Source organism: Caenimonas aquaedulcis (assembly GCF_015831345.1).
Classification (GTDB): Bacteria; Pseudomonadota; Gammaproteobacteria; order Burkholderiales; family Burkholderiaceae_C; genus Ramlibacter; species Ramlibacter aquaedulcis.
Genome location: NZ_JADWYS010000001.1, coordinates 2,279,352 through 2,305,304, shown reverse-complemented (window position 1 = coordinate 2,305,304; position 25,953 = coordinate 2,279,352). Strand labels below are relative to the sequence as shown.

The window sequence follows — 25,953 nt, the reverse complement described above, 5'->3', positions numbered from 1 at the left end:
TCAGATCACCAGCGGGTCGACGTCGACGGCCCAGCGGATGAGGCCCTTCTCGCGCAGCGAGTGCAGCACCGGCTGCCACGCCGCGAGGAAGCGCTGCAGCGGCGCGCGCGTCGCGCATTCCACGAGCATCTGGGCGCGCTCCACGTTCGCCACGCGCTGGACGCCCATCGGCACCGCCGAATAGATCGCGACGGCCGCGGCGTCGGGCAGGGTTTCGGCCTGCGCTTTCGCGGCGTGCAGGAACGCCTGCGCGATTTCCTGCGTGCGTGCCTCGGCGCGCAGCAGCGCCTGGAACGCGAAGGGCGGCATGCCCGCCTGCTCGCGCTCCTTCAACTGCTGCGCCGCGAAGCCCGGGTAGTCGTGGCGGCGCAGCGAGGTGAAGAGCGGATGCCCGGGGTGCCAGGTCTGCACCCACATCTCGCTGGCGGCCGCATGCACCGCATCGCGTCCTGCGCGCCCCGCAGCCTGCAGCAACAGCGCGAAGAGCCGCTCCGGCGCGCGGAAGTCGCTGGAGAAGAGCGCACTGTCCGGGTTGACTGCGGCCACCAGCGTGATGCGGCGGAAGTCGTGTCCCTTCGTCACCATCTGCGTGCCCACGAGCACGTCCACGTCGCCGGCGTGCACGCGCGCGAGCTGCTCTTCCAGCGCGCCCTTCAGCCGCGTCGTGTCCGCATCCATGCGCGCGATGCGCGCGGGCTCGCCGCCGGGCTGGCGCACGCCCCGCAACAGCTCGCCCAGGTGTTCCTCGATCTGCTCGGTGCCGCGGCCGATGGGCGCGATGTCCACGTTGCCGCACGACGGGCACGCGCGCGGCACGCGCTCGGCGAAGCCGCAGTGGTGGCAGCGCAGCGTGCGGTCGATCTTGTGGAAGACGCGGTAGGCGCTGCAGTTGGGGCAGTCGCTCTTCCAGTCGCAGGCGCTGCAGGCGAGCACGGGCGCATAGCCGCGGCGATTGAGGAAGACCAGCGACTGCTCGCCGCGCGACACGCGCTGCGCGATCGCGTCGAGCAATTGCGGCGAAAAGACGGTGCGCTTCGGCTGCAGGTTCATGTCGACCATGCGCACGGCGGGAAAGCCCGGCGGCGCGGCGTCCTGCGCATCGGAGGCGCGCGCGGCCATGGAAAGCCGCGTGTAGCGGCCCTTGTCGGCGGCGTGCCAGCTCTCCAGCGAAGGCGTGGCCGAGCCGAGTACCACGGCAGCGCCGTCGATCATGCCGCGGTACACGGCGAGGTCACGGGCCGAATAGCGCGCGCCTTCCTGCTGCTTGTAGCTCGGGTCGTGCTCCTCGTCGACGACGATCAGCCCGAGCCTGGGCATCGATGCGAACACCGCCATCCGGGTGCCGAGCACGATGCGCGCCTGGCCGCTGTGCGCGGCGAGCCAGCTCTTCAGGCGCTGCGCGGGCGTCATGCCGCTGTTCATCGCCACGACGGCGCCCGCGCCGAAGCGCGTGACGAATCGCTCCTGCAGCTGCGGCGTGAGGTTGATCTCGGGCACCATCACCAGCGCCTGCGCACGCGGGTCCTTCTGCAGCATCCGCTGCACGCCCTGCAGGTACACCTCGGTCTTGCCGCTGCCCGTCGCGCCGAACAGGAGGAAGGGCGCGGCCGAAGCGCTGATCGCATCGAGCGCCGCGGCTTGTTCGGCATTGGGAGGCAGCGGCGCGGACAGGGTGCCGGGCGAATCGGCCGCCGTGACGCGCTTCAGGCGCCTGGCCAGCTGCGTCCCGTCGAGGTCGCGCAGCTGCGGCGGCAGCGCCGCGAGCGCCACCTCGCCCAAGCCCCGCTGGTAGTAGCGCGCGGCGAACGTGACGAGCTGTCGCCATCCGGCAACGAGGGGCGCAATTCCGTCCAGCGCACCCGCGATCGGTTTCGTGACGACTTCCGGCCCGGTCTGGACGGCGCCCGCTTCCTCGTCCCAGACGATGCCCAGCACCTCGCGGCGGCCAAGGGGCACGCGCACGAGCGTTCCCGCAGCAAGTGGCAGCTCACTTTGGTAGCTCAGCGGTCCGCTGATATTGCTGTGTGCGGGCGTTGGGACGACGACGGCGAGCGTGTACGGCATGGAAGGGGAGCTTTACCGTCGAATCTTCAGGTCAACTTGCGAATACCGCGTTAAGTCTTTGATTTAGAAGCCATTTGCCACGCGGCATCCAAAGTTGTGGATAACTTTGTTGATAGCTGCCCGCCGCCGACCGCCGAAGCTTGAAAAATCAAGGGCTTGGCTGGGTTGCCCGTAAAAAGTGCGGGAAATTAAGTCGTTCAAAATCAAGCACTTACGTTCGCTATGGGTTTTGTAGCAAGCCGGCCGGCGCCGTAAGGGGTACCAAGCCGTTTTTGTGCATAAGTCAAGCATCTGGCAAAGAATTTGCTGCCGATGTCTGCTAGGGAACTCCCTGATGACGAAGCTGTTGTGGAGGCGCTTAGGCGCCCCGCATGCGTCTCGAATGCGTGTGGACGGCGCTCACCAGGGTCGTCACATGCTCAGGCGGTGTGTGCTGGCTGATGCCATGGCCGAGGTTGAAGATGTGCGTGGGGCCGGTGCCGGTGCCCGTGTGCGGCGCGCCGAATGCGTCGAGCACCTTGGCCACTTCGGACTCGATACGCGCAGGCGGCGCGAACAACACATTGGGGTCGAGGTTGCCCTGCAATGCCTTCCTGCCGCCGAGCAGCTCGCGCGCGCGCCGCAGGTTCACCGTCCAGTCGACGCCGAGCGCGTCGCAGTCGAGCTCGGCCATTTCCGCGAGCCATTGCCCGCCGCCCTTGGTGAAGACGATGCGTGGGATCGATTCGCCGTTGTGCTCACGCTTGAGCTGGGAAAGCACGCGGGCCGTGTACGCGAGGCTGAACTCCTGGAAGGCGCCGTCCGCCAGCACGCCGCCCCAGCTGTCGAAGATCATCACGGCCTGCGCGCCGGCGTCGATCTGCGCGTTGAGGTAAGCCGCCACCGAATCGGCGTTGACCTGCAGCATGCGGTGCATGAGGTCGGGCCTGCTGTAGAGCATGCTCTTGACCATGCGGTAGTCGTCCGAGCCCGCGCCTTCGACCATGTAGCAAGCGAGCGTCCACGGGCTGCCCGAAAAACCGATCAGCGGCACCCGGCCATCCAGCGCGCGGCGGATGGACGTGACGGCGTTGAAGACGTAGCGCAGCTTCTCCATGTCCGGCACCTCGAGCGCGCCGACGGCGGCTTCGTCGCGCACGGGTTTGGCGAAGCGCGGGCCTTCGCCCAGCGCGAAGCTCAGGCCGAGGCCCATCGCGTCGGGCACCGTGAGGATGTCCGAGAAGAGGATCGCCGCGTCGAGCGGGTAGCGCTCCAGCGGCTGCAGCGTCACTTCGGTCGCGTAGTCGGTGTTGGTGGCGAGGCCCATGAAGCTGCCCGCGCGAGCACGCGTCTCGCGGTACTCGGGCAGGTAGCGGCCGGCCTGGCGCATCAGCCAGACGGGGGTGTAGGGGGTGGACAGGCGCCGGCAGGCGCGCAGGAACGTGTCGTTCTGCAGGGGCGCGAAACTCATCCTCCGATTGTCGCAGGCGCGGGCGTCCTTATCATCGGTCCATGGACACCCTCGCGCAGGCAAAAGAGTTCTTTCTGGCGGGCGTCGCGCATTTCGAGGCGGGCCGCTTCGACGTGGCGGACCGCCAGTTCACCGCCGCGCTCGCGCTGGCGCCCGGCCGCGCGTCGATCCTGGTCAACCTGGGCGCGACGAGGCTGAAGCTGGGTCGCTTCGAAGAGGCCGCGGAACTGCTGGGCGATGCGCTGCGGCAGGAGCCCGGGGATGCGCAGGCCTGGGGACACCGCGCGACGGCGCTCGCGGAGCTCGGGCGGCACCAGCACGCCCTGGAGTCGATCGACCGCGCCATCGACATAAACCCCGCGCAAGGCGCCGCGTGGACGCTGCGCGGGACCTTGCTGCGCGAAATGGGGCGGCCCGCGCCGGCGGCGGCCGCCTACCGGCGCGCGCTGGAATGCGGCGCCGATCCGCAACTCACCGCCTACTACCTCGCCGCGCTGGACGGCAACGACACGCCCGAGGCGCCGCCGCCCGGCTATGTCGAAACGCTGTTCGACACCTACGCCGACGGCTTCGAGGAGCATCTGCTGCAGGTGCTGCACTACCGCGCGCCGGATGTCCTCGCCGCGCGCCTGCGCGGCATGGGACGCGTGTTCGCGCAGGCCGTGGACCTGGGTTGCGGCACCGGGCTGTGCGGCCCGCTGCTGCGGCCGATGGCCATCGCACTGCAAGGCGTCGACCTGTCCGCGAACATGGTGCGGCAGGCGCAGGCGCGCGGCGCATACGACAGCGTCGTGCAGGCCGATGCGCAGCAGTTCCTTCGTGACGCACGCCAGCGGTTCGACCTGGTCGTGGCTGCCGACGTCTTCATCTACGTGGGCGCCCTGGAAGGCGTGTTCGAAGCCGCGGCGGCGGCGCTGGTGCCGCAAGGCGTGTTCTGCTTTTCCGTGGAGAAGCACACGCCGGACGGTTTTGCGCTGCGAACCAGTCTGCGATACGCGCACTCGGCGAGCTACCTCGCGGAACTCGCGGCGCGAAACGGATTCGCCGTGACGGCGCGCGAGGAGCACCCGATCCGCGAAGACCAGGGCCGGCCCATCGCCGGCCTGTACTACTGGCTCACCCGTCGCTGAGGGGCGTCATCGCACGGCCTGGCGCAGCGCCTGGTCGATGTCCCAGACGATGTCGTCGGCTTCCTCGATGCCCACCGACAGGCGGATCATGTCCGGCCGCACACCGGCGCGCGCCAGTTCTTCTTCGTTCAACTGGCGATGCGTGGTGGAGGCGGGATGGATCACGAGCGTCTTCGCGTCGCCGATGTTCGCGAGGTGGCTGAGGAATTCGCAGGCGTCGATGAAGCGCTCGCCCGCCTTCGCTGCATCGGGAGACCGGATGCCGAAGGTGAGGATGCCGGACGAGCCGGGCAAGCCGTCGATGCTCCGGAACTGCTTCTGCGCGAGCGCGTGGTGCGGCGACTCCGGCAGGCCCGGGTAGTTCACCCAGCCCACGAGCGGATGCGACTGCAGGAAGCGCGCGACCTGCATCGCGTTGCGGCAGTGCGCCTGCATGCGCAGGTGCAACGTCTCGATGCCCTGCAGGATCAGCCATGCGTTCAGCGGCGAGAGCGAGCCGCCGAAGGTGCGGTTCACCTCCATGCGCGCCTTCATCGTGTAGCCGAAATCGCCGAAGGTCTCGTAGAACTTCACGCCGTGGTACGCGCGGCTCGGCTCGAGCATCTCGGGGAATTTGTCTTTGGACAGCGGCGAGCCCCAGTCGAACTTGCCGGACTCCACGACGACGCCCGCCATCGTGGTGCCGTGGCCGCCCAGGTACTTGGTGGCGCTGTGCACGACGATGTCCGCGCCGAAGGCGAAGGGGTTGCACAGGTAGGGGCTGGCGACCGTGTTGTCGATGATGAGCGGCAGGCCGTGGTCATGCGCGATGCGCGCGACCGCTTCGATGTCGAGCACGTTCACCAGCGGATTGCCCAGCGTCTCGCCGTACACCGCGCGCGTGTTCGGGCGGATGGCGCGGCGGAAGTTCTCCGGGTCTTCGGGGTCGACGAAGGACGTCTCGATGCCCAGGCGCGAGAAGCCGATGCCCAGTTGTCCGACGGTGCCGCCATACAGCGTGGACGCCGCGACGATGTGGTCGCCCGCCTTCAGGATCGCGAGCAGGGCCGTCATCTGCGCCGCCATGCCGGTGGCGCAGGCCAGTGCCGCGCGGCCGCCTTCGAGCGAGGCCACGCGCTCTTCCAGCACCGCGACGGTCGGGTTGCTGATGCGGCTATACACGTTGCCGAAGGTCTGCAGGTTGAACAGGCTTGCCGCATGCTCGGCCGAATCGAACACGAAGCTCGTGGTCTGGTGGATCGGCGTGGCGCGCGCGCCCGTCACCGGGTCGGGCACGGCGCCCGCGTGGATCGCGCGCGTGCCGAAGCCGTAATCGCGGTCTTTGCTCATGGCGGGCCTTTCAGTACGGCAGGTGTTGCTGGCGGCGCGAGGAGATCACGCGCGTGTTCACGCCGGCCCAGTTCAGGCCGCCGTACAGGCGCGCGTGCTCGATCTTCACGCAGCGGTCCATCACGACGTCCAGGCCCGCGGCGCGCGCCTTCGCGGCCGAGGCTTCGTCGATCACGCCGATCTGCATCCACAGGCACTTCGCGCCGATGGCGATCGCTTCGTCGGCGATGGGCGGGATGTCTTCGCTCCTGCGGAAGCAGTCGACCATGTCGATGGTCCGGCCTTCGAGTGCCAGTGCCTTCGCGGCTTCGGTGACGCTGGGGTAGCAGCGCTCGCCGAGGATTTCCGGCGCGGTGGGGTTCACGGGCACGATGCGGTAGCCGTGCGACTGCATGTACTTGGCCGCGAAGAAACTCGGTCGGTGCCACTGCGGCGACAGGCCGACCACGGCGAGGGTCTTGCAGGTCCCGAGGATGCGGCGCAGGGTGGCGATGTCGCTCATGCGCGCAGTGTACGCAGTCGCCTAGAGCCTGGCGATGGCGGCGCGCACTTCGTCGGCGCTCAGGATCTCGGACAGGATCACGGGCGCCTTGCCCGCGGCATAGAAGACGTAGACGGGCACGCCGTTGCGTCCCAGCTGGCCGAGCGCGGCGGTGATCGCCGGGTCCCGGCGCGTCCAGTCCGCGCGCAGCAGCGCGACGTTCTTCGCGGACAGGTCGCCCATCACGTCGTCGCGCGAGAGCGTGGTCTTCTTGTTGTACTGGCAGGTCACGCACCACGCCGCGGTGAAGTCCACGAACACCGGGCGGCCCGAGGCGAGCAGCTGGTCCACGCGGCCGGGCTCCCACGCCTGCCACGCACCACCCTCGGCCTGCGCGGTTTGCGCGGGAAGGGCCCTCGTGATGTTCGGCCCGGCCGCCCACGCGAGCAGGCCGAAAGCCGCGAGCGAGATGACGGCGATCACCGAGCGCGCGCGGCCGCGCAGCGTCAGCGCCCACACCACCATGCTCATCGCGACGAGCAGCACGAGCAGCGCGGCCGCGCCGTCGATGCCGCTTTGCTGCCCGAGCACCCACACGAGCCACGCGACGGTCGCGAACATCGGGAAGGCCATGAGCTTGCGGAAGGTGTCCATCCACGCGCCGGGCTTGGGCAGCAGGCGCGCGATCGCGGGCACCCAGCTGGCGGCGAGGTAAGGCAGCGCCATGCCCAGGCCAATCATGGCGAAGACGAGCAGTGCTTCGACTGCGGGCAGGCCGATGGCGAAGCCGAGCGATGCGCCCATGAAAGGCGCGGTGCAGGGCGATGCGATGGCGACGGCCAGCACGCCGGAGAGGAAGGCGTTGGCGGCGGGATGGCGCGCTTCCAGGGAGGCGACGCTCGACGGCACGAAGGAGCCGAATTCGAACAGGCCCGCGAGGTTCAGCGCGATGAGCGTGAAGAGCGCCGCCAGCGCGGCCACCACGGCCGGGGACTGCAGCTGGAAGCCCCATCCCAATTGCTCGCCCGCGGCGCGCAGCGCCAGCATCAGCGCACCCAGCGCGGCGAAAGACACGATCACGCCGGCGGTGTATGCAAGGCCCGCCGTGCGATGTGCGCGCCTGTCCTCCGCGTGCCGCGTGAAGCCCACGATCTTGATCGCGAGGATGGGGAACACGCAGGGCATGAGGTTGAGGATCAACCCGCCCAGCAAGGCGCCGACGAGCGCGGCGGCGAGCGTGAGCGAGGGTGTCGAGGGCGGGGCGCTGGAGGTGTTGGCGCGTAGCGCGACCTCGAGCGCGGGCGTCATGCCTGCTGCCGCCGCCACCTGCGGCCATTGGCCGACGACCTTCAATTCGGTGCGCCATCCTTCGGTGCCCGAAGCCAGCACCACCGGCAGCACGTTCGGGCTGGCGCTTCGCTGCGCGGACAGCGGGATGCTCGCCGTCCAGGTGGCACCGTTCCATGCCTGCGTCCACGGTGCCGCCGTCTCGATGACTTCCGGCGTCTCGGGGAAGAACTCCAGCGACTTGCCACGCAATTCGACCGGCAGCCCTTGCACGCTCAGCTTGATCGAATCCCCATCGACGCGCGCATTGCTCTCGGTGATCACCTGCGTGCCCGCCAGCACAGGCCTGGGCTGCGCCTCGAAGGCCGCCTGGAACGCCTTCGTGTTGATCGCCGTGCTGCTCTTCACCGGAATCTTCAGCGCGAATTCGCCTTCCTCCGGAATGCACTCCTTGCGGCAGACCAGCCACTGCGCCTTCAACTTCACGTCCAGGTCGGAGCCGAGCACCGAGGGCTTGAAGGCGGGCGTGATCGTGAGCGGCACGGGGAGCAGCACCGTGCCTTCGTAGCCGTAGTTGGCGAGGTTGCCGACCGGGATCTTCTTGGGCACGGGCCAGGCGATCTCACCGGCCGTCACGCCGGGCGGCAGCGTCCATTCGAGCTGCGTGGGCAGGCCGGAATCGCCGGAGTTGCGCCAGTAGGTGTGCCACTCGGGCTGGTGGGCGAGCTGCAGGCCGACCCAGACCTTCTTGCCGGGGTCCACGCCGTCGGGCGCATGGGCCATCAATTCGGCGCGCACGCGTTCCGTGCTGACGACGCTCTTTGCGCCCTGCGCGGCTGCGCCCAGGGGCAGCGCCAGGACGAGCGTTGCCAGCGCGGACGCAAACAGGCGGGAGAAAAAGCGATGAACCGTCATGTGTGTATCTCGGAGCTCTGCCATAAGCCGGAAGTTCCTTCAGGCAAAGCCGAGGACCACGCGCCGGGTGGTGGCGCTCTTCTTTTCGATCTTGGTGACGACGACGGCCCCGATCTCGCTCGTGTTGGCCACGTGCGTGCCGCCGCAGGGCTGGAAGTCCACCAACCCGTCCTGGCCGACGCGGATCGTGCGGATGCGGCCCGTGCCGCGCGGCGGTTGCACGGACATGCTCTTCACCAGCGCCGGGTTGGCGTCCAGCTCTTCATCGGTGATCGACCCGACGACCACTGGATGTGCGGCCGCGACCAGGCGGGCGATGCCTTCGGTCAACGCGTCCTTGTCCAGCGGGTCGGTCATGTTGAAGTCCAGGCGCGCGTAGTCGGGCGTGATGGAGCAGCCGTTCACGAGCTGCGGCACCAGGTGGCAGAGCAGGTGCGTCGTCGTGTGGAAGCGCATGAGGCGGTGGCGGCGGTCCCAATCCACTTTGGCCGTCACCGGGTCCCCGACCTTCAGCGTGGACAGCGCGGCCTCCTGGCCCGGCGCGGGAACGTGCGCGATGAAGGGCGCGAAGTTGCCGTCGGCGTCCTTGCCCTTGCGCGTGTCGGCAATCGCGAGCGAGATGCCGCCCGCCAGCAGAGCCCCGCTGTCCCCGGCCTGCCCGCCGCCGAGCGGATAGAACACGGTTCGGTCCAGCACGACCCCCTGGTCGCCGATGGCGACGACGGTGGCGGTGCATTCCTTCAGATACGCGTCGGCGCGGAACAGCTCGTCAGTCATGGGCGCTATTTTCGCGGTTTCCGCCTACAGGCGCCGCCGTGGGGCCGGATGAGACTTCGGTGCATGAAGAATGCCTCATCAGCTGCGCTCCCCGTGCTCGCCCTGCTGGCCGCGCTCGCGGGCTGCGGCGCGGTCGCGCAATCCGCGCCGAACATGGGCGTGGGACCGAATCCGCAGCTCCCTGCCGTCGAGAAAAGCCTCATCCCGACCGTGAACATCGCGCCGGCCATCGGCTGGCCCAAGGGCCTGGCCCCCAAGGCGCCGCAAGGTTTCCAGGTCACGGCGATGGCCCGCCTGATGGAGCATCCGCGCTGGATCTACGTGTTGCCCAACGGCGACGTGCTCGTGGCGGAAAGCAACGCCCCGCCCAAGCCCGAGGACGGCAAGGGCATCAAGGGCGCCGTGATGAAGCAGGTGATGAAGAAGGCAGGCGCGGGTGTGCCCAGCGCCAACCGCATCGTCCTGCTGCGCGACGCCGATGGGGACGGCGTCGCGGAAATGAAGAGCATCTTCATCAAGGGACTGAATTCACCCATCGGCATGGCGCTGGTGGGCAACGAGCTCTACATCGCCAACGCCGACGCCATCGTCAAGGTGCCGTACACGGCGGGGCAGACGCAGATCACGGCCGTGCCGGTGAAGGTGGCGGACCTGCCCGGCGGGCCGATCAACCACCACTGGACGAAGAACATCATCGCGAGCGCGGACGGCAGCAAGCTGTACGCGACCGTCGGCTCCAACAGCAACGTGGCGGAGAACGGCCTGCCCGCCGAGGAAGGCCGCGCCGCGATCTGGGAGATCGACCGCGCGACGGGCGCCAAGCGCATCTTCGCCTCCGGCCTGCGCAACCCCAACGGCATGGCGTGGGAGCCCGACACCAAGGCGCTGTGGACGGTGGTGAACGAACGCGACGAGCTCGGCAACGACCTCGTGCCCGACTACCTCACCTCGGTGAAGGACGGGGCCTTCTATGGCTGGCCGTGGAGCTACTGGGGCCAGTACGTGGACACGCGCGTCGAGCCTCAGCACCCCGAGATGGTGGCCAAGGCGATCGCGCCCGATTACGGACTCGGCTCGCACGTCGCGCCGCTGGGCCTGTGCTTCTCGGATGCGAAGACGATGCCGCAGAACTACGCGAGCGGCGCCTTCATCGGCGAACACGGCTCGTGGAACCGCAAGCCGCGCAGCGGCTACAAGGTCGTCTTCGTGCCCTTTGCCGGCGGCAAGCCGGTGAGCGAGCCGATCGATTTCCTCACCGGCTTCGTGAGCAACGAAGGCAAGGCCTACGGCCGCCCGGTGGGCGTGGCGATGGATGGCAAGGGCGGGCTGCTGGTGGCCGACGACGTAGGCAATGTCGTGTGGCGCGTGGCGCCGCCCAAGCGATGAAAAGTTTTTGTGCAAACGGATTCAGGGAGTGAAGCAATGAAGTCATGGATGAACGCGGCCCGTGTGTGGGCCGCGCGGGCGATGGTGTGCGGCGCGACGGCCTTGCTCGTCGCCTGCGGCGGTGGCGGCGCCGATGGGTCGTCCGCGAACATGGGCAACGTGCCGGCGCCGATGCGCGCGGGGCAGCAGCCGATGGCCGACCCCGCGCCGCTGACCGCCGACCAGGCGATGGACTGGGCGGAGACCAACTACCCGCAGTACTTCCCCACGGCGGGCAAGAGCGCGGGCAACCAGTCGCCCTATACCTACCGCTACTACCCGAACACGGGCAACTACCTCGGCGTGTCCGTCGGTGTCGCGGTACCGACGATCTATCTCTTCGGCCCCGTGTCCGGCAATGCGTCGTCGCCGGTGCCGCTCGCGCCGCTGGCCGACTACACCTGCACCATCCTCCCCGCGAACTGCGCATCGCTCTCGCGCAACATCGCGACCTGGGGCGACTCGCTCACGCCGCCGTTCTCGGCGAACCTGGGCCTGTTCTATCCGGACCGCACGGTGTTCAACGGCGGCGTCTCCAGCCAGAGCTCGTTCGACGTGCTGGCGCGCATCCAGGCCGACACCGCCAAGCACGGCTGGATCAGCGTGTTCTGGTTCGGGCACAACAACAACTTCGACCCGGAACAGGTGAAGCGCGACATGGCCGCGTCGGTCGCGGCATTGACGCCGGGCAACAACCGCTTCGTCGTGCTGGGGCTGATCCTGAAGGCCGAGCCGAAGGAAGCGAAGGGCACGCCGCTGTACTACACGACGCTGCAGCTGAACAAGGACCTGGAGGCGATGTACCCGAACAACTACATCGACATCCGCGCCTTCCTCATGGCCCACTACAATCCGAGCCTGCCGCAGGACGTGGCCGACTACAACAACGATGTGATCCCGACCTCGCTGCGGCACGACGAAGACCACCTGAACAACGATGGCTCCGTGCTGGTGGCGCAGCGGGTGCGGGATTTCATCAACGCGAAGGGCTGGTGAGCCCGGGCCCAGTGCCTAGTGCCAGTCCGCGTTGAACGCAGGCACCAGCGCGAGTTCCACGCTGGGCGACAGCGTCAGCTGTCCCAGGGGCGGCGGCGAATACGCCGCCATCGCCTGCACGAGGTGCTGCACCTGCCCGTCCAGCAGCACCTTGCCGTCGCCCGCGACGAACTGCTCCACGTGATACGCCGTCCCGGCGAACCAGTTCGGCACGGTGAGCTTGTCGTTCGTCCCGATGATGGAGACGATCAGGTCCTTGCGCGACTGCTGGAACCACAGCTGGTCGTACGCGATGTTCGAGCCGAAACGCGCGACGTCCTTGTTGCCTGCCGTCGCGTCGTTCTCCACGATGGTGTCGCTGGCCGATCCGCGTGACACCCAGTAGGTGTCGCTTCCCAGGCCGCCCTGCAGCGAATTCGCGGCGCTGTTGCCGGTGAGCGAGTTGTCCAGCGCATTGCCCACGCCGTTGACGGCACTCGTCCCCATGAGGACAAGACGCTCGACGTTGGCCGGCAAGGTGTAGCCCAGCGCGGTGATGACCGTGTCCATGCCCTGGCCCGCGAGCTCCGTCACGACGTCCTTCGCGTGATCGACGTAGTACGTGTCGTCACCCGCGGCGCCGCGCATCGTGTCTCCGCCCGCGAGGCCGTTGAGGGTGTCGTTGCCCGGCCCGCCGACCAGCGTGTCCGCCGCGCTGGTTCCGGTCAGGGTGAGGTCGGCGTTGAGGTGCAGCGCCAGGGTTTGCGATGCGGTGAGCCCACCGCTGTCCGTGAGCTTCACGGTCAGCAACAAGTCCCCACCGTCGTTGAGCGTGGGCGTGCCGCTGAAGGCATGCGTCACCGTGTCGAACTTCAGCCACGTGGGCAGGGCCGCGCCGGAAGATAGCGACGCGCTGTAGCTGCGCGTGTCGCCCGCATCGACGTCATTGAAGGCACCGGCGGGCACGGTGTAGCTGGCCGCTACATTCGCCACCGCCTGCCAACCGGCCAGCGTGCCGACCGCCGTGGGCGCGTGGTTCGTCACGATCTTCCCGCCGTTGGCCGCGGCGTCCAGCACGTCCGCCTGCGAGAGCACGACCGATGGCGCGTCGGTGAAGCGGATCTGCTCCACGCTCCAACCCGCCGCGAAGTGGTTGACGACCTGCATGCGATCCGGGGTGCCGGCGATCGAGACGAAGAGATCGTTGCTGGAGCGGGTGAACCGCACATCGGCGGGCAGGACGCCGCCGGCCAGCACGATGGTGTCCAGGTTGCCCGCCGTGGAGTCGACGTCGTAGACGATGTCCTGCCCGCTGCCGCGTCCGAGACGATAGGTGTCGTTGCCCGCGCCATCGAACCAGCCCTGGAAGGTGTTGGCCGAGGCGCCGGCCAGCACGTCGTTGCCGGCGCCGCCGTCCATGGTGTCGTTGCCCGGGCCGCCCTGCAGCGTGTCGTTGCCTGCGTCACCGAACAGCAAGTCGTCGTTCAGGCTCCCGTCGAGGTTGTCGCTGCCGTCCCCGCCATGCAATGTGTCGTTGCCCGCGCTGCCGCCGATCAGGTCGTTTCCGGACTCGCCCCACATCTCGTCGGCGCCGGCCGTGCCCTGGAGGTTGTCGTTGCCCGCGGTGCCGCTCATGCTTTTGGACTTGATGTCCGCGATGCTCCACACCGTGGCCGGTGCATCGGTGAATCGCACCTGCTCGACCGCCCAGCCCGCCGCGGCGTCGCCCGCGAAGAAGCTCATGACCTGCACCTGGTCGGACGTTCCATTGATCTTCAGCAGCAGGCTGTCGCCGGTGCGAAGCACCTGCACGTCGGCAGGCAGCACGCCGGCCTTGAAGACGATCGCGTCCGTGACGCCCGCCGTGGTGTCGAAGTCATAGACCGTGTCCTGCCCGTCGCCGCGGCCGAACAGGTACGTGTCGTTCCCGGCGCCGCGATACCAGCCGTTGACCGTGTTCACCAATTCACCGGCCAGCAAGTCGTTGCCCGGCGCGCCGTCCAGCGTGTCGTCGCCGGCCGCGCCGAAAAGCGTGTCCGCGCCGTTGCCGCCGACCAGCAGGTCGTTGCCGCCGCCGACCCACAGCGTGTCGCCCTCGATCACGTCCGCGCCGTTGCCACCCAGCAGCGTGTCGTTGCCGCCGAGTCCGTAGAGCGAATCGTTGCCCGCGTTGCCGGTGAGGATATCGTCGGTTCCGAAGCCGATGAGCGTGTCCGCCGCGTCGCCGCCCGTGAGGACGAGTGTCCTGACGTCTGCAACAGACCACGTCGTGCCGTCCGCGAATTGCACCTGCTCGATGGCCCAGCCCGCCGCGCCGTCGCCAGCGAAGAAGTTCTTCACGTCGATGCTGTCGGCGGTGCCGGTGACCTGAAGGTGGAGCGAGTCGCCCACACGCGTCGCCAGAACGTCGGCGGGTGCGATGCCGGGCTTGAAGACGATGCGATCGACGGCGTCGGGCGTCGTGTCGAAGTCATAGACCGTGTCCTGCCCGTCCCCGCGGCCGAACACATAACTGTCATTGCCCGCGCCGCCGAACCAGCCGTTGAAGACATTGGTGTATTCGCCCGACAAGATGTCGTTGCCCGTGCCGCCTGCGAGCACGTCATCGCCGGTGCCGCCCTGGATGGAGTCGTTGCCTGCACCGCCGTCGAGCACGTCGTCGCCCGCGCCGCCGGCGATGGCGTTGTTCGCGGCGTCGCCGAGCCACGCGTCGTTGGCGGGGGAGGTGGCGGTGTTCGCGCCGAGCAGCACGTGCGCAGCGGCCAGCTCGCTACGGATGCTGGAGTCGACGGGCAGTGCATCCGTCCACGAGCGCATGGTGCCCATGCCGTCGAAGTCGACTGCCAGCAAAGTGGGCTGCGCGTACTTGTTCAGGTCCGCGAGGTCGAACAATGCGTCGCGTGCGTTCGCCGTGTGGGCCGTGTCCAGCAGGGCCACCATCGTCGTCGTGTCGAAGCTGAGGCCCTGCTCGTCGATCACGAGCCCGACGCTGTCGAGGTAAGGCGTGAGGCGGGTCTGCAGCGCGAGCGAGGCGTACACCGATTCGCGCAGCGCGTCGTAGCTTTCGTTGAGCAGGTTGACTTGTGCGGGGCTGATCGTGACCAGGTAGGTGGGCGGCCCGGCGGTGCCGCTGCCGCCACCGCTGCCGCCGGTGGACTGACCGCCGCTCCCGTCGCCGGTGGGGATCGGAATGCGGATGAACTTGTCGCCGTTGAAGGCTTCCAGTGCGTTCAGCTTGTGCAGGAAGGCCACGCCCTCGGCAGTGAACCGCGTCACCATCGCGCCGCCGATGGGATCGAAGACCGTCTCGCGCATCCCGGGGAGATCGATGTCGACAATCGAACCGAAAGCGTTCTCCGGGCTGTTGTCGAAGTCACGGGTGACCCACATGCCGTCCTGCTCGGAGACGGAATAGGTGCCCACGGAATGCACCATCTTCCCCGTGGAATCTCCCCAGGCGGAGATGAGATCGTCGACCAGCGCCATCTGCGCAGCGCGTGTGGTGGCGGTCGCGAACCGGGAGGTGATGTCCTGCAGCGCCTGCGCCTTGTCCGTGCCGAGGCTCATCGCCTCGCGCAGGTCGCGCACCCAGCCGCTGCCGCCCATCTGCGGGACCGCCATCGCGGCGCCGGTCGGCACCGGGTCGTCGGTGAATTCGCGATAGAAGTTGTTCGAGGCGAGCAGCAGGCTGCCCGAGAGCTTGGGCGTGCCGCTCGCGCCCGTGCTGCCGTTGATGCGCGTGAAGCTGCCGCTCCAGGGCTGCGAATTGCCGTTGCCCAGCTGGATCGTGCTGGCGACGCCCGCGACGTTGATGGAGGCGATGCCGAGTTGCGCGAGGGACTTGAGCTCGGCCGCTTGCGAGACGCCGTCCTGGTTGGCGTCCTGCCAGATGCGCAGCTGGGTGAAGGCGGCGTCCGCCGCGTCGATCTTGCCGTCGGCGTTGGCGTCGTATTGGGCGATGGCCTGGAAGCCGTTGGATGCGGCGTGCCCGTTGGGTAGGAGCGTGTTGTCCCCGAAAAGCTCGCGGCCGGAGTCGATGAGGCCGTTGCCGTTCAGGTCCACGACGACCAGGCCGTCGTCAGCGCTGATCCACCCCGTGGCCGTCTTGACGCCGTCGGCGTTGTGGTCGAAGAGGACGGGGTGGGTGGGAGAGATGGCGGTGGCTTCGATGCCGTCGTTGTCGAGGTCGAGGGTTAGGGGGTCTTTGGGGCGGACCCAATCCATGGCCCGTTGAAACAGATCGTGGATTCGATCATCCAGAGTCAGTGTCCTGTCTCGGAATTCCTTGTTGAATTCGGGCCGACGAAGATAGGAGTAGTACAGAGAGCTCAGCTCTAGACCGTTCCACATCGGAAAATTCAACTTGTGCCCTTCGGACGCATGAAACCCAGCTTGCTCCATCGCTGCGTAGGTATAGGTTACGCAGTTATTGGTAGCGGCGGAATAGCGGCCATATGAGCCTGTTGTTCGGGTCGTTTCTGCCCACTTCGACATCTGGTCAAACTGCGATTGAGACAAGGGAAAGTCCCACCGGCGGTCATAGGTTGTGTAGTTTTGCCTGTCGTTGGTTACGACCATTCCTTCACCGGAAAATTTGCCGTGTTCCAACGGCGCAAAACCGTAACGCGTAGCAGAGCCGTCGTCTCCGGTCAAGGTGAAGTACATGTGACCTGCTGTAGAAGTCCCGCCTTGGGCCAAGAGCGTTCCTGCTTGGGAAATGAACACGTTCAATGAAGGCATCTTTATTTTTGCTTTGTTATGGAGTGAATGGTCAAATTAGGGAATACGCATAAGAACAACATGAGAAGAAAAGAAACAAACAAGTTTGTTGCGGAATGCTCCAGGAGGGTGTTGAGGGGTGACGTGTCGGGCGCCTGTGATCTGAGCAGCGCGGTAATTGGTGGGAGGATCGACGAGGCGATCGCTACGGATCCACCAAAGAGCAGAGTTTTTTGTAGTCTCTCGCTCACAACCGCGATGGGAAGATAGGCGAGCGCGGCGGGAAGAACGCCGAGCACGAAGAGCCCGCCGACTGGATCAGCCAACGGTCCCGGAAGGGCGCGTAGCCATGCGCCCGCGTAGGAGTTAGAAGGAATCCAGTAGTCGGAGACTAGTATTGCTATGGCGACGAGGCAGCTTCCGAAGGAAATTGCATTGCGTCGGAATGTGGATGTGTGGACGGGGTCTGGCAAGTGGGTACTCCTGAGTGCTATTTCTTTGGATCAATGATCAGCTTGGTTGTGGGATGGCGCGGGCGAAGTAAGCCCGAATAGCCGTAGGAACCACACCAAGCAACAGCAGCAGTACGAATGAGACAACGAATACCGCAAGCGCATGCTGAGCGACGGTTGGCACTGGACTTGGATAGGGTCCTACTACTCTTAAATACGCCGTCAGCGGGCACATGACCGTCGACAGGATGACTAAAACTAAACCCCACTGGAATGCTTCGCGCGCGCTGCGGCAAAGCGCGGGAAGGAGAAGGTACCCCAGGCCAACGGGCAAGACCCCACTTGCAACGAAGCTGCCAAGAACGTCAGATAGCTCTGGCGGCATCATCCCTAACCACGAGCCGCTGTAGATCTGAGTTGAATAATTAAACCCAAGCGCTAGGGTCGCATATGCCGCGGCCACTAGGGCGACCCGGCCAACCAAATGCCTGTTCATAAGATCTCTACGAAGGAACATTCGGAAGGAGCCGTGTTTTGATGCGCAGAACTCATCTTGGCTCCCAAGTGTTGGATATGAAAAACGCGAATGCGATACCAGAGTTTCCGGGGACCACTGCGACTGTCGTCGCTTCTGCGCATTGCGCCGACTTCGTGTTTGTGCCTTTCGTTGTCTCGATCAATCTGCGTTCCGTTTGCAGAACGGGGATCACCTGCAATCTCCCATTGTTCCCAAGCTGCAGTACCGCCCAATGACCCTCGTCCGCTCTGTACCCGGAAACAGCAAGCTGGTCATTGATCTCTCGTGACCTAGGTTCGGTCTGGTCGACCCTGGACCTGTAGGGCTCCAGGATGCAGACAAGCGCCGAACTATCCGCACCGTTCAGCGTCGAGAACGGGTGCAGTGGCGGGCTTGCAGTAACCAGCGATTGGCTCAGCTGATCATTGGAGAATGAGGAGTTGACGATGTCGGTGCACCCTGAGAGAAACATGGAGAAAACGATCCAGCCGATCTGGTTCTTGCTCATAGCTGAAAAGCGATTCCCGCTCATTCGGAACCGGCATGATCGAGACTAACGGCTGAGCGTGTTCCGGAACATAGGACAGATGTCCCGTGACCGTTGTTCTGACACATGACCAGTTGGTTGACCCTTTCCCTTCTTATGAGAGTGAGGATCGATCGGGGAATGAAGGTCATGGGAACCGCCAGGACCGCCGCGGATACCAAAATTCCTATCCCATTGAATAGCGCCGTCTGGAACTCGAGACCATCTCCGCCATTGGCTATGCTGAAGAAGTGATTGGACATCGGCTCCGCGATCAGTGCGAACAAGGTCAGTAGAGCCAACGAAGCGCGGATAACTCGAAGTGATCGCATCATCGACAAGAAAAGAAATGAGATGCCCAAGGGTGCCGCTCCGAGCCACACGGCCATCGAAACTGTCCCGCCCCATAGTTCTGGCGCTGTACGGCTCATCCACTCAAGGATTGCCGGAACGGGATGAAACAGCACTTGGCCCACTTCCATTGCGGCGAACGAGCCGAATGCGAAGATCAGCGGCATAGGGTGCTCCCCCTTTACCAGTTGGTAGAAATCTCGAATGCGCACGGATCTGTCCTCCATTTCTTCGTCGTCGTGTTTGAAGTAGCACGGTCATTTGAGAATGGTCGTGCGTGTACGCCCGGTCGGAGAACCTAGGGATTGGTTTGCAAGTTGCAAGCTCGCGAGAAGTGCGGCCCTCCAACGGAGATGACTTGCGCACAGAAATTCGCGATGGCCCAGAGGACCAAGGCACCCACTACTAAATTAGCGGCACCCGCATTCGCGGTGCCAATCATCTTTTGCTCGGGTAGTCGCTTTAGAAGAATGGCCAGCGCCGCAGCCAATATCAGCAGATTGGCGGCGATGGACTTGCCACTGAAGCTAGCCACCAGCAGATATTCCCTGATCAACAACGCATTGCGGATCAAGGCTGAAATGAAAAAGGCGCCGACGAGGGCCCCGTAAGTCCAGTATGGGCTTCGCAGTCCCAACGACTGCAACGCCAAGTCGATGATTTGCGGCCACCACACCAAAGTTGCAACGATCAGGAAGTCCAGCCCGAAGAAGCGTGCAATCGCGGCCAGCAGATTTGTCAGCTTCGACGATCTTTCAGCGCGTAGTGGCATTAGTGACTCCCCTTCAAGAGTTCGGAGCGGCCCAGAAGAGAAGAGGCAAAAAGGAAAATTCCGCAGTTGAAGATGTAGAGGCCGGCACAGAAGACTGAAAGTGCAATTGGCTCCGTGGCGACGAGGCGGAAGAACCATGACGATCCCATATGGTTACGCTGGATAGTGACCACGAAGATCGGCGCAATTGCCACCAAGAGTCCAATGAGCGCGTAGAGCAGCCGCTGAGTTGAAGTCAGGTGGTCCAGGCGGCGCAGGAAAGTCGTGGTCACCTCCTTGCAACTGCGTGCCGCAAAGGCGAAGCCAACGGCCGCGCACAGGGCGAGTAAGACTCCCGTCACCGCCGCAAGTGGGAAACTGCAGCCGGTTGCGAGTTCATACAGACCGGGCGTCATGTGAACGAAGTCAGGTAGGTGAGCGGGTTGCAGTGATTCTTGGGTCATCAACAACGAGGCCGATATGACCATGGCAAGTCCTCCCATGAAGACAGCACGCGCAGTGGCTTGTTGAGTGGATTTCAATCTGCGACTCAGTTTTTTGCGATGATCGAGAAAAGCGCCGTCACAGGCCTCTTGCAGAGATGGCTTCTGGGCTGGGTGAGAGTAACTCTTAGCTCGGTTGTGGCAAATGGGACAAATGTCCCATGCTTCATATCTGATTCAACCTATTGCGTGGAGGAGCCGGAGACCTCTGGCCACAAAAACGATGGTGGTCAGTGGAAGAAGAGCTCCAAATGCCGCCACGAAAGCCGCGCCGATGACGTTTATGAGGAGCAATATCGAGCGGTCGGCGGTACTCAGTTCTTCCCAAACGGCTTCTTCTGACAGGATGCGACCTCTGTCCCGAATTAGGTGAGGTCTTTTTCTTTTGAGCCACACAACGCATGGCCAAGTGACGGCTACTGCGACAGGCAGGGTGTACGCGACGTAAATATAAGGGGTCAGACGACTGAACTTCGGACCGGTCACCTCGATACCGGCGATCACGAGTGCTGATGCCCAAAAGAGTTTATTCACGTGGCGGTCGAGTACTCGGACGATGTTAAAGAGCTTCAACGTTTGCACCTGTAGCAGTTAGATAACGGGCGAATTCGACAGCGAACCAGGCGCGACATCACCGCAACCGGGCGATCAACTGCGTTCGATTTTGAACGTCCAGTCGGAAGAAGACTTCGGTCAGTTGGTTGCGCACGGTCTTTTCCGATATGCCCAACTCACGCGCCACTGTCTTGTTGCACATTCCTCGGAGAACGCACCTCACAATTTCAGCCTGTCTTGGCGTCAAGTCATTGGTCGGTACCCGATTCGATTCCGTCGTCTCAGCCAAATAGTTCAGGAATCGCTCGTTGAGCACCGGCGCCAGCAGCTTCAGGGCATCCATATGCCACTGCGACAAAGCCTCCGGCACGCCGCAAAAGCTGAAATACGTCCCCGTCTTCGAGTCCAGCGACAGCACACCATGCGCCGCTACGCGGCCCAGCCTGAACTGCTTGATCTCCTGCAGCTCATGCACCGACGCGAAGGCGGGCGGCTCCGCCGGTTCGATCGCGATGGGCTCGCGGTGCGCTAGCCAGTGCGCGAGCGCGCCGCGCTCGTTCAGGTCGAACTTCACCGCCAGCTGCCGCAGGAACGCCTCGTCATGCCCATGCGCCAGCGTGTGGGTGATGTGGATCTCCCCGGCGATCAGCTTGCCGTGAATGAGCAGCACCCGTTCGAATGGGAAGAAGGATCGAATGGGGCCCGTCAACCACCCTACGAGGTCGCTCGCAGGGCCGGGCCAGGACTTCAGCACGTCCAGCCACACATCAAAGTCGTTACTCGTCAAGAGCATTGCCGTCTCTTCCCGGAATGACGACGCGTCTGTCGCGTCGCGCGCAGCTACAGGCAGGCGCGTACGGCAACGCCTGCGATCAATGTTTGGGCGTTGAAGCCCGATGGGATGGAACTGGCGGGCGACTGCTGCCCGCGTTGACACGATGGCGGGCCGGCTGCTTGAACCGACCGCGCTTCTACTTCCGCGACTTGAACCCCTCCCGAGGTAATGCGGTGGGGATTGTAGTAAGAAAGTGGCGAACTAACGCCCAATTCCCTGTGATGAATTTCCCGGCGGCTGCGCCGCTACAGCGCAGTCGTCCGCGCCCAGGGCAAGCGCGCATCCGCCACATAGTCCGCCACCACCCAGGTGCGCGTGGGATGTTCCGCCGCGTCCTCGAGAAACTCCCGCACCACCCGCGCCGACGCCGCATCCAGCGCCGCGAACGGCTGGTCCAGGCAGGTGACGGTGGCGCCACTCGCGAGCAAAGCCACCAGCGCCACCTTGCGGCGGCTGCCCGTCGAATGCATGAAGAGCCGCTTGCCCAGGTGCGGCTCCAGCGCCAGTGCGGCGATGAGATCGCGCTGCAGCTGCTCGTCCCATTGCGGGCAACGCGCGCGCAATGCGTCCCACACTTGCTGCGGCGTATCGTCGTCGTGGCCGGGCAGCGCGATGTCCAGCCACAGCGCGGACGGCTGCTCGCCGAGCAGGCGCAGCAAGCGCGTCTTGCCCGCGCCTTCGTCGCCTGTGACGGCGACGAGGCCCGGAGGAAGTGGAAGGAGGCCGGCAGGCAAGGTCATGTGAGGGATGCGCATCGGCGTGATGCCGAAAGGGCGAATGTAGCCGCACCGGCGCGGGTGGATGCAGGGCGCGGACTTGGGCAGAATCGCGGGCAACCGCGCAAGGACGGCGAGAGGCTGTTGTCGAATGAGCCATCTGGTGTTTGTCTTCGGAACCCTCAAGGAGGGCTTCCCCAATTTCCACATCAATCGCGGCCGGCGCGTGGCGGGCGAATTCCAGACCACGACGGCGTATCCGCTCTACCTGGTGGGCGAACGGCGCTCACCCTGGATGCTCGATGATCCGAACGCCGGGCATTGCGTGCGCGGCCAGGTCTTCGAAGTAGATGCGCAGGCGCTGCAGGCGCTCGATGCGCTGGAGCGCGTGCACGAGCCCGATGGCTACAAGCGCTGCAGCATCCGGGTGCGGCCGGTGCAAGGCGGCCCGACGCTCGAAGCGCAGGCGTACCTGAAAGACCCCGCGCAATTCGAGCCGGAGCGCGAGACATCGACCGGCCCCATCCCCGAGTACACGCTGGGCCACGCGGCCACCTACCAACCCCGCCCCACACGGAAGGAAGTTCCATGACATTCGAATATGCAAGCGTCGAAGACGCGATCGCGCGGCGCGGCTTGCGCATGGTGGTTGTGGGCGGCGTGCCCAGCCCGTGGGGCGAGTCGGCCAAGGGCATCCTGCACATGAAGGGCATCGACTGGACGGCGGTGAAGCTGGCTTATGACAGCGACGCGATGAAGGCGTGGACAGGCCGGCAGGACGGCCCCGTGGCGATGTACGACGACGAGAGGCCGCGCGCCGGCTGGGCCGAGATCCTGCTGCTGGCCGAGCGGCTCGCGCCGAACCCGCCGCTGCTGCCGAAGGATGCCGCGCAGCGCGCGCTGGCCTTCGGCCTGGCGCACGAGATCGTCGGCGAAGAGGGCCTGGGCTGGACGCGCCGCGTGCAGCTGGTGCATGCGGGGCTGACGGGCAAGGGCGGCTTCCCGGAGCGGGCGGCGAAATACCTGGCGAAGAAGTACGGCTACACCCCCGAGGCCGGCGCCGCGAGCACGGCGCGCGTGGTGGCGCTGCTGCGCATGCTGGCCGCGCGGCTGGAGGCGCAGCGTGCGGCGGGGAGTGACTATTACGTGGGGGACACGGTGACCGCGGTGGATGTGTATGGAGCCGCGGTGTGCGCGTTGTTTGCGCCGTTGCCGGAGGAGCACTGTGCGATGAGGGCGGAGACGCGGGGGGCGTTCACAACGTTGGATGATGAGACGCGTGAGGCGCTGGCGCCGGTTTTGTTGGCGCATCGGGAGATGATGTATGCGCGGTGGTTGGAGTTGCCGTTGCGGCTTTGATATTACTTTGATCTTCGCAGCGCCGCTTGCCTAGGCGAGGCTGCTTGATGAGGCCGAAGAGGCCGTTCTAATCGTAGAGGTAACAGCAACGGGCGCGTCCGCACGGCGCATTTGCAACTATTCAAACAATTGCTTCAATCTGTCGTAGATAAAACTTGCGACCAAATTTAAAGTGATTGCGGAGACTGCTGTTATGCAGATTGCAGTAATTGGGTGGAACTGCACCCACTCGGTCATGCGCGCATAAGTGGGTTTTCGAATCCGCCGAAGCTCTCTATCCAGCAGAGGCAAAAATTGTGCGGGAAGCTGTCGCGCATTCGCTCGAACCCTGCACGCTGGACAAAGAATTGGTTGGTCGAGAGAAAACACGATGTCGGACTTGACGGCATTCATGTCAAAGATGCACCCTCGAATCTCGTCGTGTGCCCACGAAGCATAGTCGGTGGTGATGAGTCCACCGTTCGACTTGGCTAGAACTGCGAGTTCATAAAGATTTCGCAATATGTATTGTTCAATCGAGAAGTTTGAATAACGAACAATGTCTGCCATTTCATGGAGCGACAACACTCCGACATTATTGGAAAGTCGCCGCATGTAGAAGTTGTCTTCAAGCGGAGCATCAATGATACCCACGGTCATATCGGCACTGGGATCGGCCTTTAAGACTTCCAAAAGCTGGTCGTCTGTGCGTTCCCAGTTGGGCCCGTCTGTATTGGGCAAAAAACCCACAGAGGCGCCGTGCCGGATTTCGAATATCTTGCTGCGCCACTTCTCCAACACCTCGGTATTCACTGGATACTTCATATTCCCAAGTACCACTACAGAAATCTTCATTTTTTCCTCATTCCAACTCAAAGACTATTGTGTAAAGAGCCAGTATTCGTTCATCAATCGGGCTTCGGAATTGGAGTAGGAGTCGTAGCGCTCCTTGCTGTTGGAGCGGCTGCGTCTACCGCTTTCGCGGCAAGCTGCTTAACTTGATCCGCGAATCCGGGAATTGCGCGGAAAGCCTCCTTGATCAAATCTGATGAGGCAAGCTCATGCCATGGACTACCATGCGTCTCATTTTCCACTAGCCTCAATGGCAATTCATCGAAACGCGATAGTGCTGAGGCCAGCAGCCTGGCTTCCATATCCTTATCAATCCGCGCTGCTTCCCTCCGAAAACCCTCGTATGCGCGAGAGACGGAGGCTTTAAACGCGTAGTCTTCCGCCAATCGAAATCGTTGCCCAACCTGCTTTGTGGCGAGCCACCCAAACCACACCGGCGCGCCAACTGATAGCAGGGAGAGCATCAGATTAAGAATAACAACTGAGGTGGTTACGTCTGGCTCGCTAAATAGGTCAGACAATCCGTGAAGCTGCGCCGACCCGAAATAGCTTCCAGCAACCAGAGCAGCGACAAGACCTACCACCCATATCCACATTGACTGCGCCAGTTCAGATGATCGCTCGCTGAAAGCGGCAGCAAGGCCCACACTGGTGGCTGCGGAGTAAGCAGTCTCGCACCTCTCAAGTACCACCCTTGCCTCAGAGGAGCTGGCTCGGAGTGCCTTGTCATATTCGTCAGCCCGTGCCTTGATCTGTGACAGGGCATCTTTCTCTTTGGTGGATTCGCGAAGCAAATCCTCAATTTTCTTCTGCGCTTCAGCAAGCGACTCAAGATCTGTAGGTAGCTGATCGGCGGAGGTATAAGCTTGCTCAATGCGCTCCACCATGGAAGTGAGTGACGCCGTGCGTGGTTCCAAGCTGTTGAATTTTGACTCCAGTCCGCGCAGTTTTGTAGTGAGGTTTCGCAAAGTGGTAACGGCATCCGCGTGCCCATCACGCGAGAGCGCGGGCTCAAGCGCTTTTCGCAGGCCTTCCAAAGTGAGCATGTAAGCGGCCGCGGCTTGTCCTCCGTTTCCACCCCAAAACTGGGGTATGGTGTGTACGCGCAAAAATTCGATACGCCTGCCATAGTCTGTCAAGCGAGTATTAGCCTCAGCCGGAATGTCGTCTGCTCCTTTGGATTCGATGAGATCGATCAAAGTTTGAGCTTCTTCGGCAAACTCGGTCTTTGTGAGACTTGGGAGACTCCAGTTGCCGTGCACGACTCCGAGTGGCTCATCGCTCGGGATACTGCTTTGGAGCTGTGCTATTAAACTTTTTAGATGTCCCTGAATCGCAGTGAGCGTTGTGTGCATGTTGCCTCCTGCTCGGAGGTTACAAGATCTTAGCGTGTAGGACATCCTCCACTTGTAGTAGAAATCGAAAGAGAAGTCTGTAGTAGTTCTGGAGATGAGGCGCGTGCCACCGTGTACTTGGAGAGGCGAACAAAACAGAACATGTCTTTTAGGACACATTACTCAGGCAACGGCAACGCCGTCTTGTACCTCACCTGCTTCAACGCAAACGAAGACCGAATCTTCTCAATCCCCGGAATCGGTGTCAGCTGATTCAAAATGAATTTCTCCAGCGCCCCGATATCCGCCACCGCCACGCGGATCAAGTAATCGCTGTCGCCCGTCATCAAGTAGCACTCCATCACCTCGTCGTGTTCCGCGATGCGGCGCTCGAATTCGGCCAGTGAATCCCTCGCCTGTTCTTTCAGGCTGATGTTGATGAACACGTTCAGCCCCAGGCCCAGCGCCTTCGGGTTGGCCAGCGCCACATAACGATCGATCACGCCGCCGGCCTCCAGCGCCTTCACGCGCGTGAGGCACGGCGAGGGCGAGAGGTGCACGCGCCGCGCGAGTTCGACATTGGTGAGCGAGCCATCGCGCTGCAGCTCCGCGAGTATTCTCAGATCGACCGTGTCCAGTTGCATGAAATGCCTCCGCTTCTGCTATTGACG

The 25,953-nt window shown here is 64.2% G+C and carries 23 protein-coding genes; 5 read left to right on the top strand and 18 right to left on the bottom strand.

The features are described 5' to 3' along the window. Together priA and hemE are read right to left on the bottom strand one after the other, a co-directional pair. Nucleotides 1–2,064, bottom strand: coding sequence for a replication restart helicase PriA (gene priA / locus I5803_RS11065; protein ID WP_196986414.1), 2,064 nt, complete (start codon nucleotides 2,062–2,064; stop codon nucleotides 1–3). 358 nt (nucleotides 2,065–2,422) lie between these two features. Beyond that, nucleotides 2,423–3,514 carry a uroporphyrinogen decarboxylase gene (gene hemE, locus I5803_RS11060; protein WP_196986413.1) on the bottom strand — a complete coding sequence of 364 codons (1,092 nt, stop codon included), beginning with the start codon at nucleotides 3,512–3,514 and terminating at the stop codon, nucleotides 2,423–2,425. 41 nt (nucleotides 3,515–3,555) lie between these two features. On the opposite strand from hemE, the gene I5803_RS11055 reads away from it, so the two are divergent. After that, nucleotides 3,556–4,644, top strand: a complete 1,089-nt coding sequence (locus I5803_RS11055) for a tetratricopeptide repeat protein (protein ID WP_196986412.1) — start codon at nucleotides 3,556–3,558, stop codon at nucleotides 4,642–4,644. Nucleotides 4,645–4,650: 6 nt separating this feature from the next. Here the strand turns inward: I5803_RS11055 and I5803_RS11050 are convergent, their stop codons facing one another. From I5803_RS11050 to I5803_RS11035, 4 genes are read right to left on the bottom strand one after another with little or no spacing between them, the layout of a single operon-like run. Continuing rightward, a complete protein-coding gene (locus I5803_RS11050; protein WP_196986411.1) occupies nucleotides 4,651–5,973 on the bottom strand; it encodes an O-acetylhomoserine aminocarboxypropyltransferase/cysteine synthase family protein in 1,323 nt (440 codons plus the stop codon). A gap of 10 nt (nucleotides 5,974–5,983) precedes the next feature. Continuing rightward, nucleotides 5,984–6,475 carry a CoA-binding protein gene (locus I5803_RS11045; protein ID WP_196986410.1) on the bottom strand — a complete coding sequence of 164 codons (492 nt, stop codon included), beginning with the start codon at nucleotides 6,473–6,475 and terminating at the stop codon, nucleotides 5,984–5,986. A 21-nt stretch (nucleotides 6,476–6,496) separates the two neighbouring features. Then, nucleotides 6,497–8,656, bottom strand: coding sequence for a protein-disulfide reductase DsbD family protein (locus I5803_RS11040; RefSeq protein WP_231402388.1), 2,160 nt, complete (start codon nucleotides 8,654–8,656; stop codon nucleotides 6,497–6,499). Nucleotides 8,657–8,695: 39 nt separating this feature from the next. Further along, entirely contained in the window at nucleotides 8,696–9,433 is a 738-nt protein-coding gene (locus I5803_RS11035) for an alanyl-tRNA editing protein (protein WP_196986408.1), read from the bottom strand. 63 nt (nucleotides 9,434–9,496) lie between these two features. Between I5803_RS11035 and I5803_RS11030 the strand changes: the two genes are divergently transcribed. Both I5803_RS11030 and I5803_RS11025 read left to right on the top strand, forming a co-directional pair. Then, complete coding sequence (locus tag I5803_RS11030) at nucleotides 9,497–10,819, top strand: PQQ-dependent sugar dehydrogenase (protein WP_231402387.1); 1,323 nt, start codon at nucleotides 9,497–9,499, stop codon at nucleotides 10,817–10,819. Nucleotides 10,820–10,867: 48 nt separating this feature from the next. Further along, a complete protein-coding gene (locus I5803_RS11025; protein ID WP_196986406.1) occupies nucleotides 10,868–11,854 on the top strand; it encodes an SGNH/GDSL hydrolase family protein in 987 nt (328 codons plus the stop codon). A 15-nt stretch (nucleotides 11,855–11,869) separates the two neighbouring features. Here I5803_RS11025 and I5803_RS11020 read toward each other — a convergent pair whose 3' ends face one another. From I5803_RS11020 to I5803_RS10980, 9 genes are all read right to left on the bottom strand, one after another. Continuing rightward, a complete protein-coding gene (locus I5803_RS11020) occupies nucleotides 11,870–16,057 on the bottom strand; it encodes an SPM autocatalytic domain-containing protein (protein ID WP_196986405.1) in 4,188 nt (1,395 codons plus the stop codon). 518 nt (nucleotides 16,058–16,575) lie between these two features. Beyond that, on the bottom strand, nucleotides 16,576–17,025 hold the full coding sequence (locus I5803_RS11015) for a hypothetical protein (RefSeq protein WP_196986404.1): 450 nt from the start codon (nucleotides 17,023–17,025) through the stop codon (nucleotides 16,576–16,578). Between the two features lie 527 nt (nucleotides 17,026–17,552). Then, nucleotides 17,553–18,029, bottom strand: coding sequence for a hypothetical protein (locus tag I5803_RS11010; protein ID WP_196986403.1), 477 nt, complete (start codon nucleotides 18,027–18,029; stop codon nucleotides 17,553–17,555). Between the two features lie 20 nt (nucleotides 18,030–18,049). Next, nucleotides 18,050–18,565 carry a hypothetical protein gene (locus I5803_RS11005; RefSeq protein WP_196986402.1) on the bottom strand — a complete coding sequence of 172 codons (516 nt, stop codon included), beginning with the start codon at nucleotides 18,563–18,565 and terminating at the stop codon, nucleotides 18,050–18,052. A gap of 131 nt (nucleotides 18,566–18,696) precedes the next feature. Beyond that, the gene (locus I5803_RS11000; RefSeq protein ID WP_196986401.1) at nucleotides 18,697–19,170 is read right to left on the bottom strand and encodes a hypothetical protein; all 474 of its coding nucleotides are present in this window, start codon (nucleotides 19,168–19,170) and stop codon (nucleotides 18,697–18,699) included. After that, a complete protein-coding gene (locus I5803_RS10995; protein WP_196986400.1) occupies nucleotides 19,170–19,691 on the bottom strand; it encodes a hypothetical protein in 522 nt (173 codons plus the stop codon). Before I5803_RS10995 ends, I5803_RS11000 begins: the two co-directional genes overlap by 1 nt. A gap of 138 nt (nucleotides 19,692–19,829) precedes the next feature. Beyond that, complete coding sequence (locus tag I5803_RS10990) at nucleotides 19,830–20,225, bottom strand: hypothetical protein (protein WP_196986399.1); 396 nt, start codon at nucleotides 20,223–20,225, stop codon at nucleotides 19,830–19,832. A gap of 58 nt (nucleotides 20,226–20,283) precedes the next feature. After that, nucleotides 20,284–20,994, bottom strand: a complete 711-nt coding sequence (locus I5803_RS10985) for a helix-turn-helix transcriptional regulator (protein WP_196986398.1) — start codon at nucleotides 20,992–20,994, stop codon at nucleotides 20,284–20,286. A gap of 293 nt (nucleotides 20,995–21,287) precedes the next feature. After that, on the bottom strand, nucleotides 21,288–21,782 hold the full coding sequence (locus I5803_RS10980) for an ATP-binding cassette domain-containing protein (RefSeq protein WP_196986397.1): 495 nt from the start codon (nucleotides 21,780–21,782) through the stop codon (nucleotides 21,288–21,290). 139 nt (nucleotides 21,783–21,921) lie between these two features. On the opposite strand from I5803_RS10980, the gene I5803_RS10975 reads away from it, so the two are divergent. Continuing rightward, the gene (locus I5803_RS10975) at nucleotides 21,922–22,350 is read left to right on the top strand and encodes a gamma-glutamylcyclotransferase family protein (RefSeq protein ID WP_196986396.1); all 429 of its coding nucleotides are present in this window, start codon (nucleotides 21,922–21,924) and stop codon (nucleotides 22,348–22,350) included. After that, nucleotides 22,347–23,117 carry a glutathione S-transferase family protein gene (locus tag I5803_RS10970; RefSeq protein WP_196986395.1) on the top strand — a complete coding sequence of 257 codons (771 nt, stop codon included), beginning with the start codon at nucleotides 22,347–22,349 and terminating at the stop codon, nucleotides 23,115–23,117. The genes I5803_RS10975 and I5803_RS10970 overlap by 4 nt, the downstream gene beginning before the upstream one ends. Nucleotides 23,118–23,234: 117 nt before the next feature. On the opposite strand, the gene I5803_RS10965 is transcribed toward I5803_RS10970, so the two are convergent. The 3 genes from I5803_RS10965 to I5803_RS10955 form a co-directional block, all read right to left on the bottom strand. Further along, nucleotides 23,235–23,951 (bottom strand): hypothetical protein, encoded by a 717-nt coding sequence (locus I5803_RS10965; protein ID WP_196986394.1) that lies wholly within the window; start codon nucleotides 23,949–23,951, stop codon nucleotides 23,235–23,237. Nucleotides 23,952–24,004: 53 nt separating this feature from the next. After that, on the bottom strand, nucleotides 24,005–25,303 hold the full coding sequence (locus tag I5803_RS10960) for a hypothetical protein (RefSeq protein ID WP_196986393.1): 1,299 nt from the start codon (nucleotides 25,301–25,303) through the stop codon (nucleotides 24,005–24,007). A gap of 158 nt (nucleotides 25,304–25,461) precedes the next feature. Beyond that, the gene (locus tag I5803_RS10955; RefSeq protein WP_196986392.1) at nucleotides 25,462–25,926 is read right to left on the bottom strand and encodes an Lrp/AsnC family transcriptional regulator; all 465 of its coding nucleotides are present in this window, start codon (nucleotides 25,924–25,926) and stop codon (nucleotides 25,462–25,464) included. Nucleotides 25,927–25,953 lie beyond the last annotated feature (27 nt).

Bases quoted from the DNA above. Each gene is read 5' to 3' on its own strand.
- I5803_RS11005 (WP_196986402.1), bottom strand. From the start codon at position 18,565: ATGCCGCTGATCTTCGCATTCGGCTCGTTCGCCGCAATGGAAGTGGGC.
- I5803_RS11035 (WP_196986408.1), bottom strand. From the start codon at position 9,433: ATGACTGACGAGCTGTTCCGCGCCGACGCGTATCTGAAGGAATGCACC.
- I5803_RS11025 (WP_196986406.1), top strand. From the start codon at position 10,868: ATGAACGCGGCCCGTGTGTGGGCCGCGCGGGCGATGGTGTGCGGCGCG.
- I5803_RS10960 (WP_196986393.1), bottom strand. From the start codon at position 25,303: ATGCACACAACGCTCACTGCGATTCAGGGACATCTAAAAAGTTTAATA.
- I5803_RS11000 (WP_196986401.1), bottom strand. From the start codon at position 19,170: ATGCCACTACGCGCTGAAAGATCGTCGAAGCTGACAAATCTGCTGGCC.
- hemE (WP_196986413.1), bottom strand. From the start codon at position 3,514: ATGAGTTTCGCGCCCCTGCAGAACGACACGTTCCTGCGCGCCTGCCGG.
- I5803_RS10980 (WP_196986397.1), bottom strand. From the start codon at position 21,782: ATGACCTTGCCTGCCGGCCTCCTTCCACTTCCTCCGGGCCTCGTCGCC.
- I5803_RS11040 (WP_231402388.1), bottom strand. From the start codon at position 8,656: ATGACGGTTCATCGCTTTTTCTCCCGCCTGTTTGCGTCCGCGCTGGCA.
- I5803_RS11030 (WP_231402387.1), top strand. From the start codon at position 9,497: ATGAAGAATGCCTCATCAGCTGCGCTCCCCGTGCTCGCCCTGCTGGCC.
- I5803_RS11010 (WP_196986403.1), bottom strand. From the start codon at position 18,029: ATGAGCAAGAACCAGATCGGCTGGATCGTTTTCTCCATGTTTCTCTCA.
- I5803_RS10965 (WP_196986394.1), bottom strand. From the start codon at position 23,951: ATGAAGATTTCTGTAGTGGTACTTGGGAATATGAAGTATCCAGTGAAT.
- priA (WP_196986414.1), bottom strand. From the start codon at position 2,064: ATGCCGTACACGCTCGCCGTCGTCGTCCCAACGCCCGCACACAGCAAT.
- I5803_RS11020 (WP_196986405.1), bottom strand. From the start codon at position 16,057: ATGGATTGGGTCCGCCCCAAAGACCCCCTAACCCTCGACCTCGACAAC.
- I5803_RS10970 (WP_196986395.1), top strand. From the start codon at position 22,347: ATGACATTCGAATATGCAAGCGTCGAAGACGCGATCGCGCGGCGCGGC.
- I5803_RS11055 (WP_196986412.1), top strand. From the start codon at position 3,556: ATGGACACCCTCGCGCAGGCAAAAGAGTTCTTTCTGGCGGGCGTCGCG.
- I5803_RS11050 (WP_196986411.1), bottom strand. From the start codon at position 5,973: ATGAGCAAAGACCGCGATTACGGCTTCGGCACGCGCGCGATCCACGCG.
- I5803_RS11045 (WP_196986410.1), bottom strand. From the start codon at position 6,475: ATGAGCGACATCGCCACCCTGCGCCGCATCCTCGGGACCTGCAAGACC.
- I5803_RS10955 (WP_196986392.1), bottom strand. From the start codon at position 25,926: ATGCAACTGGACACGGTCGATCTGAGAATACTCGCGGAGCTGCAGCGC.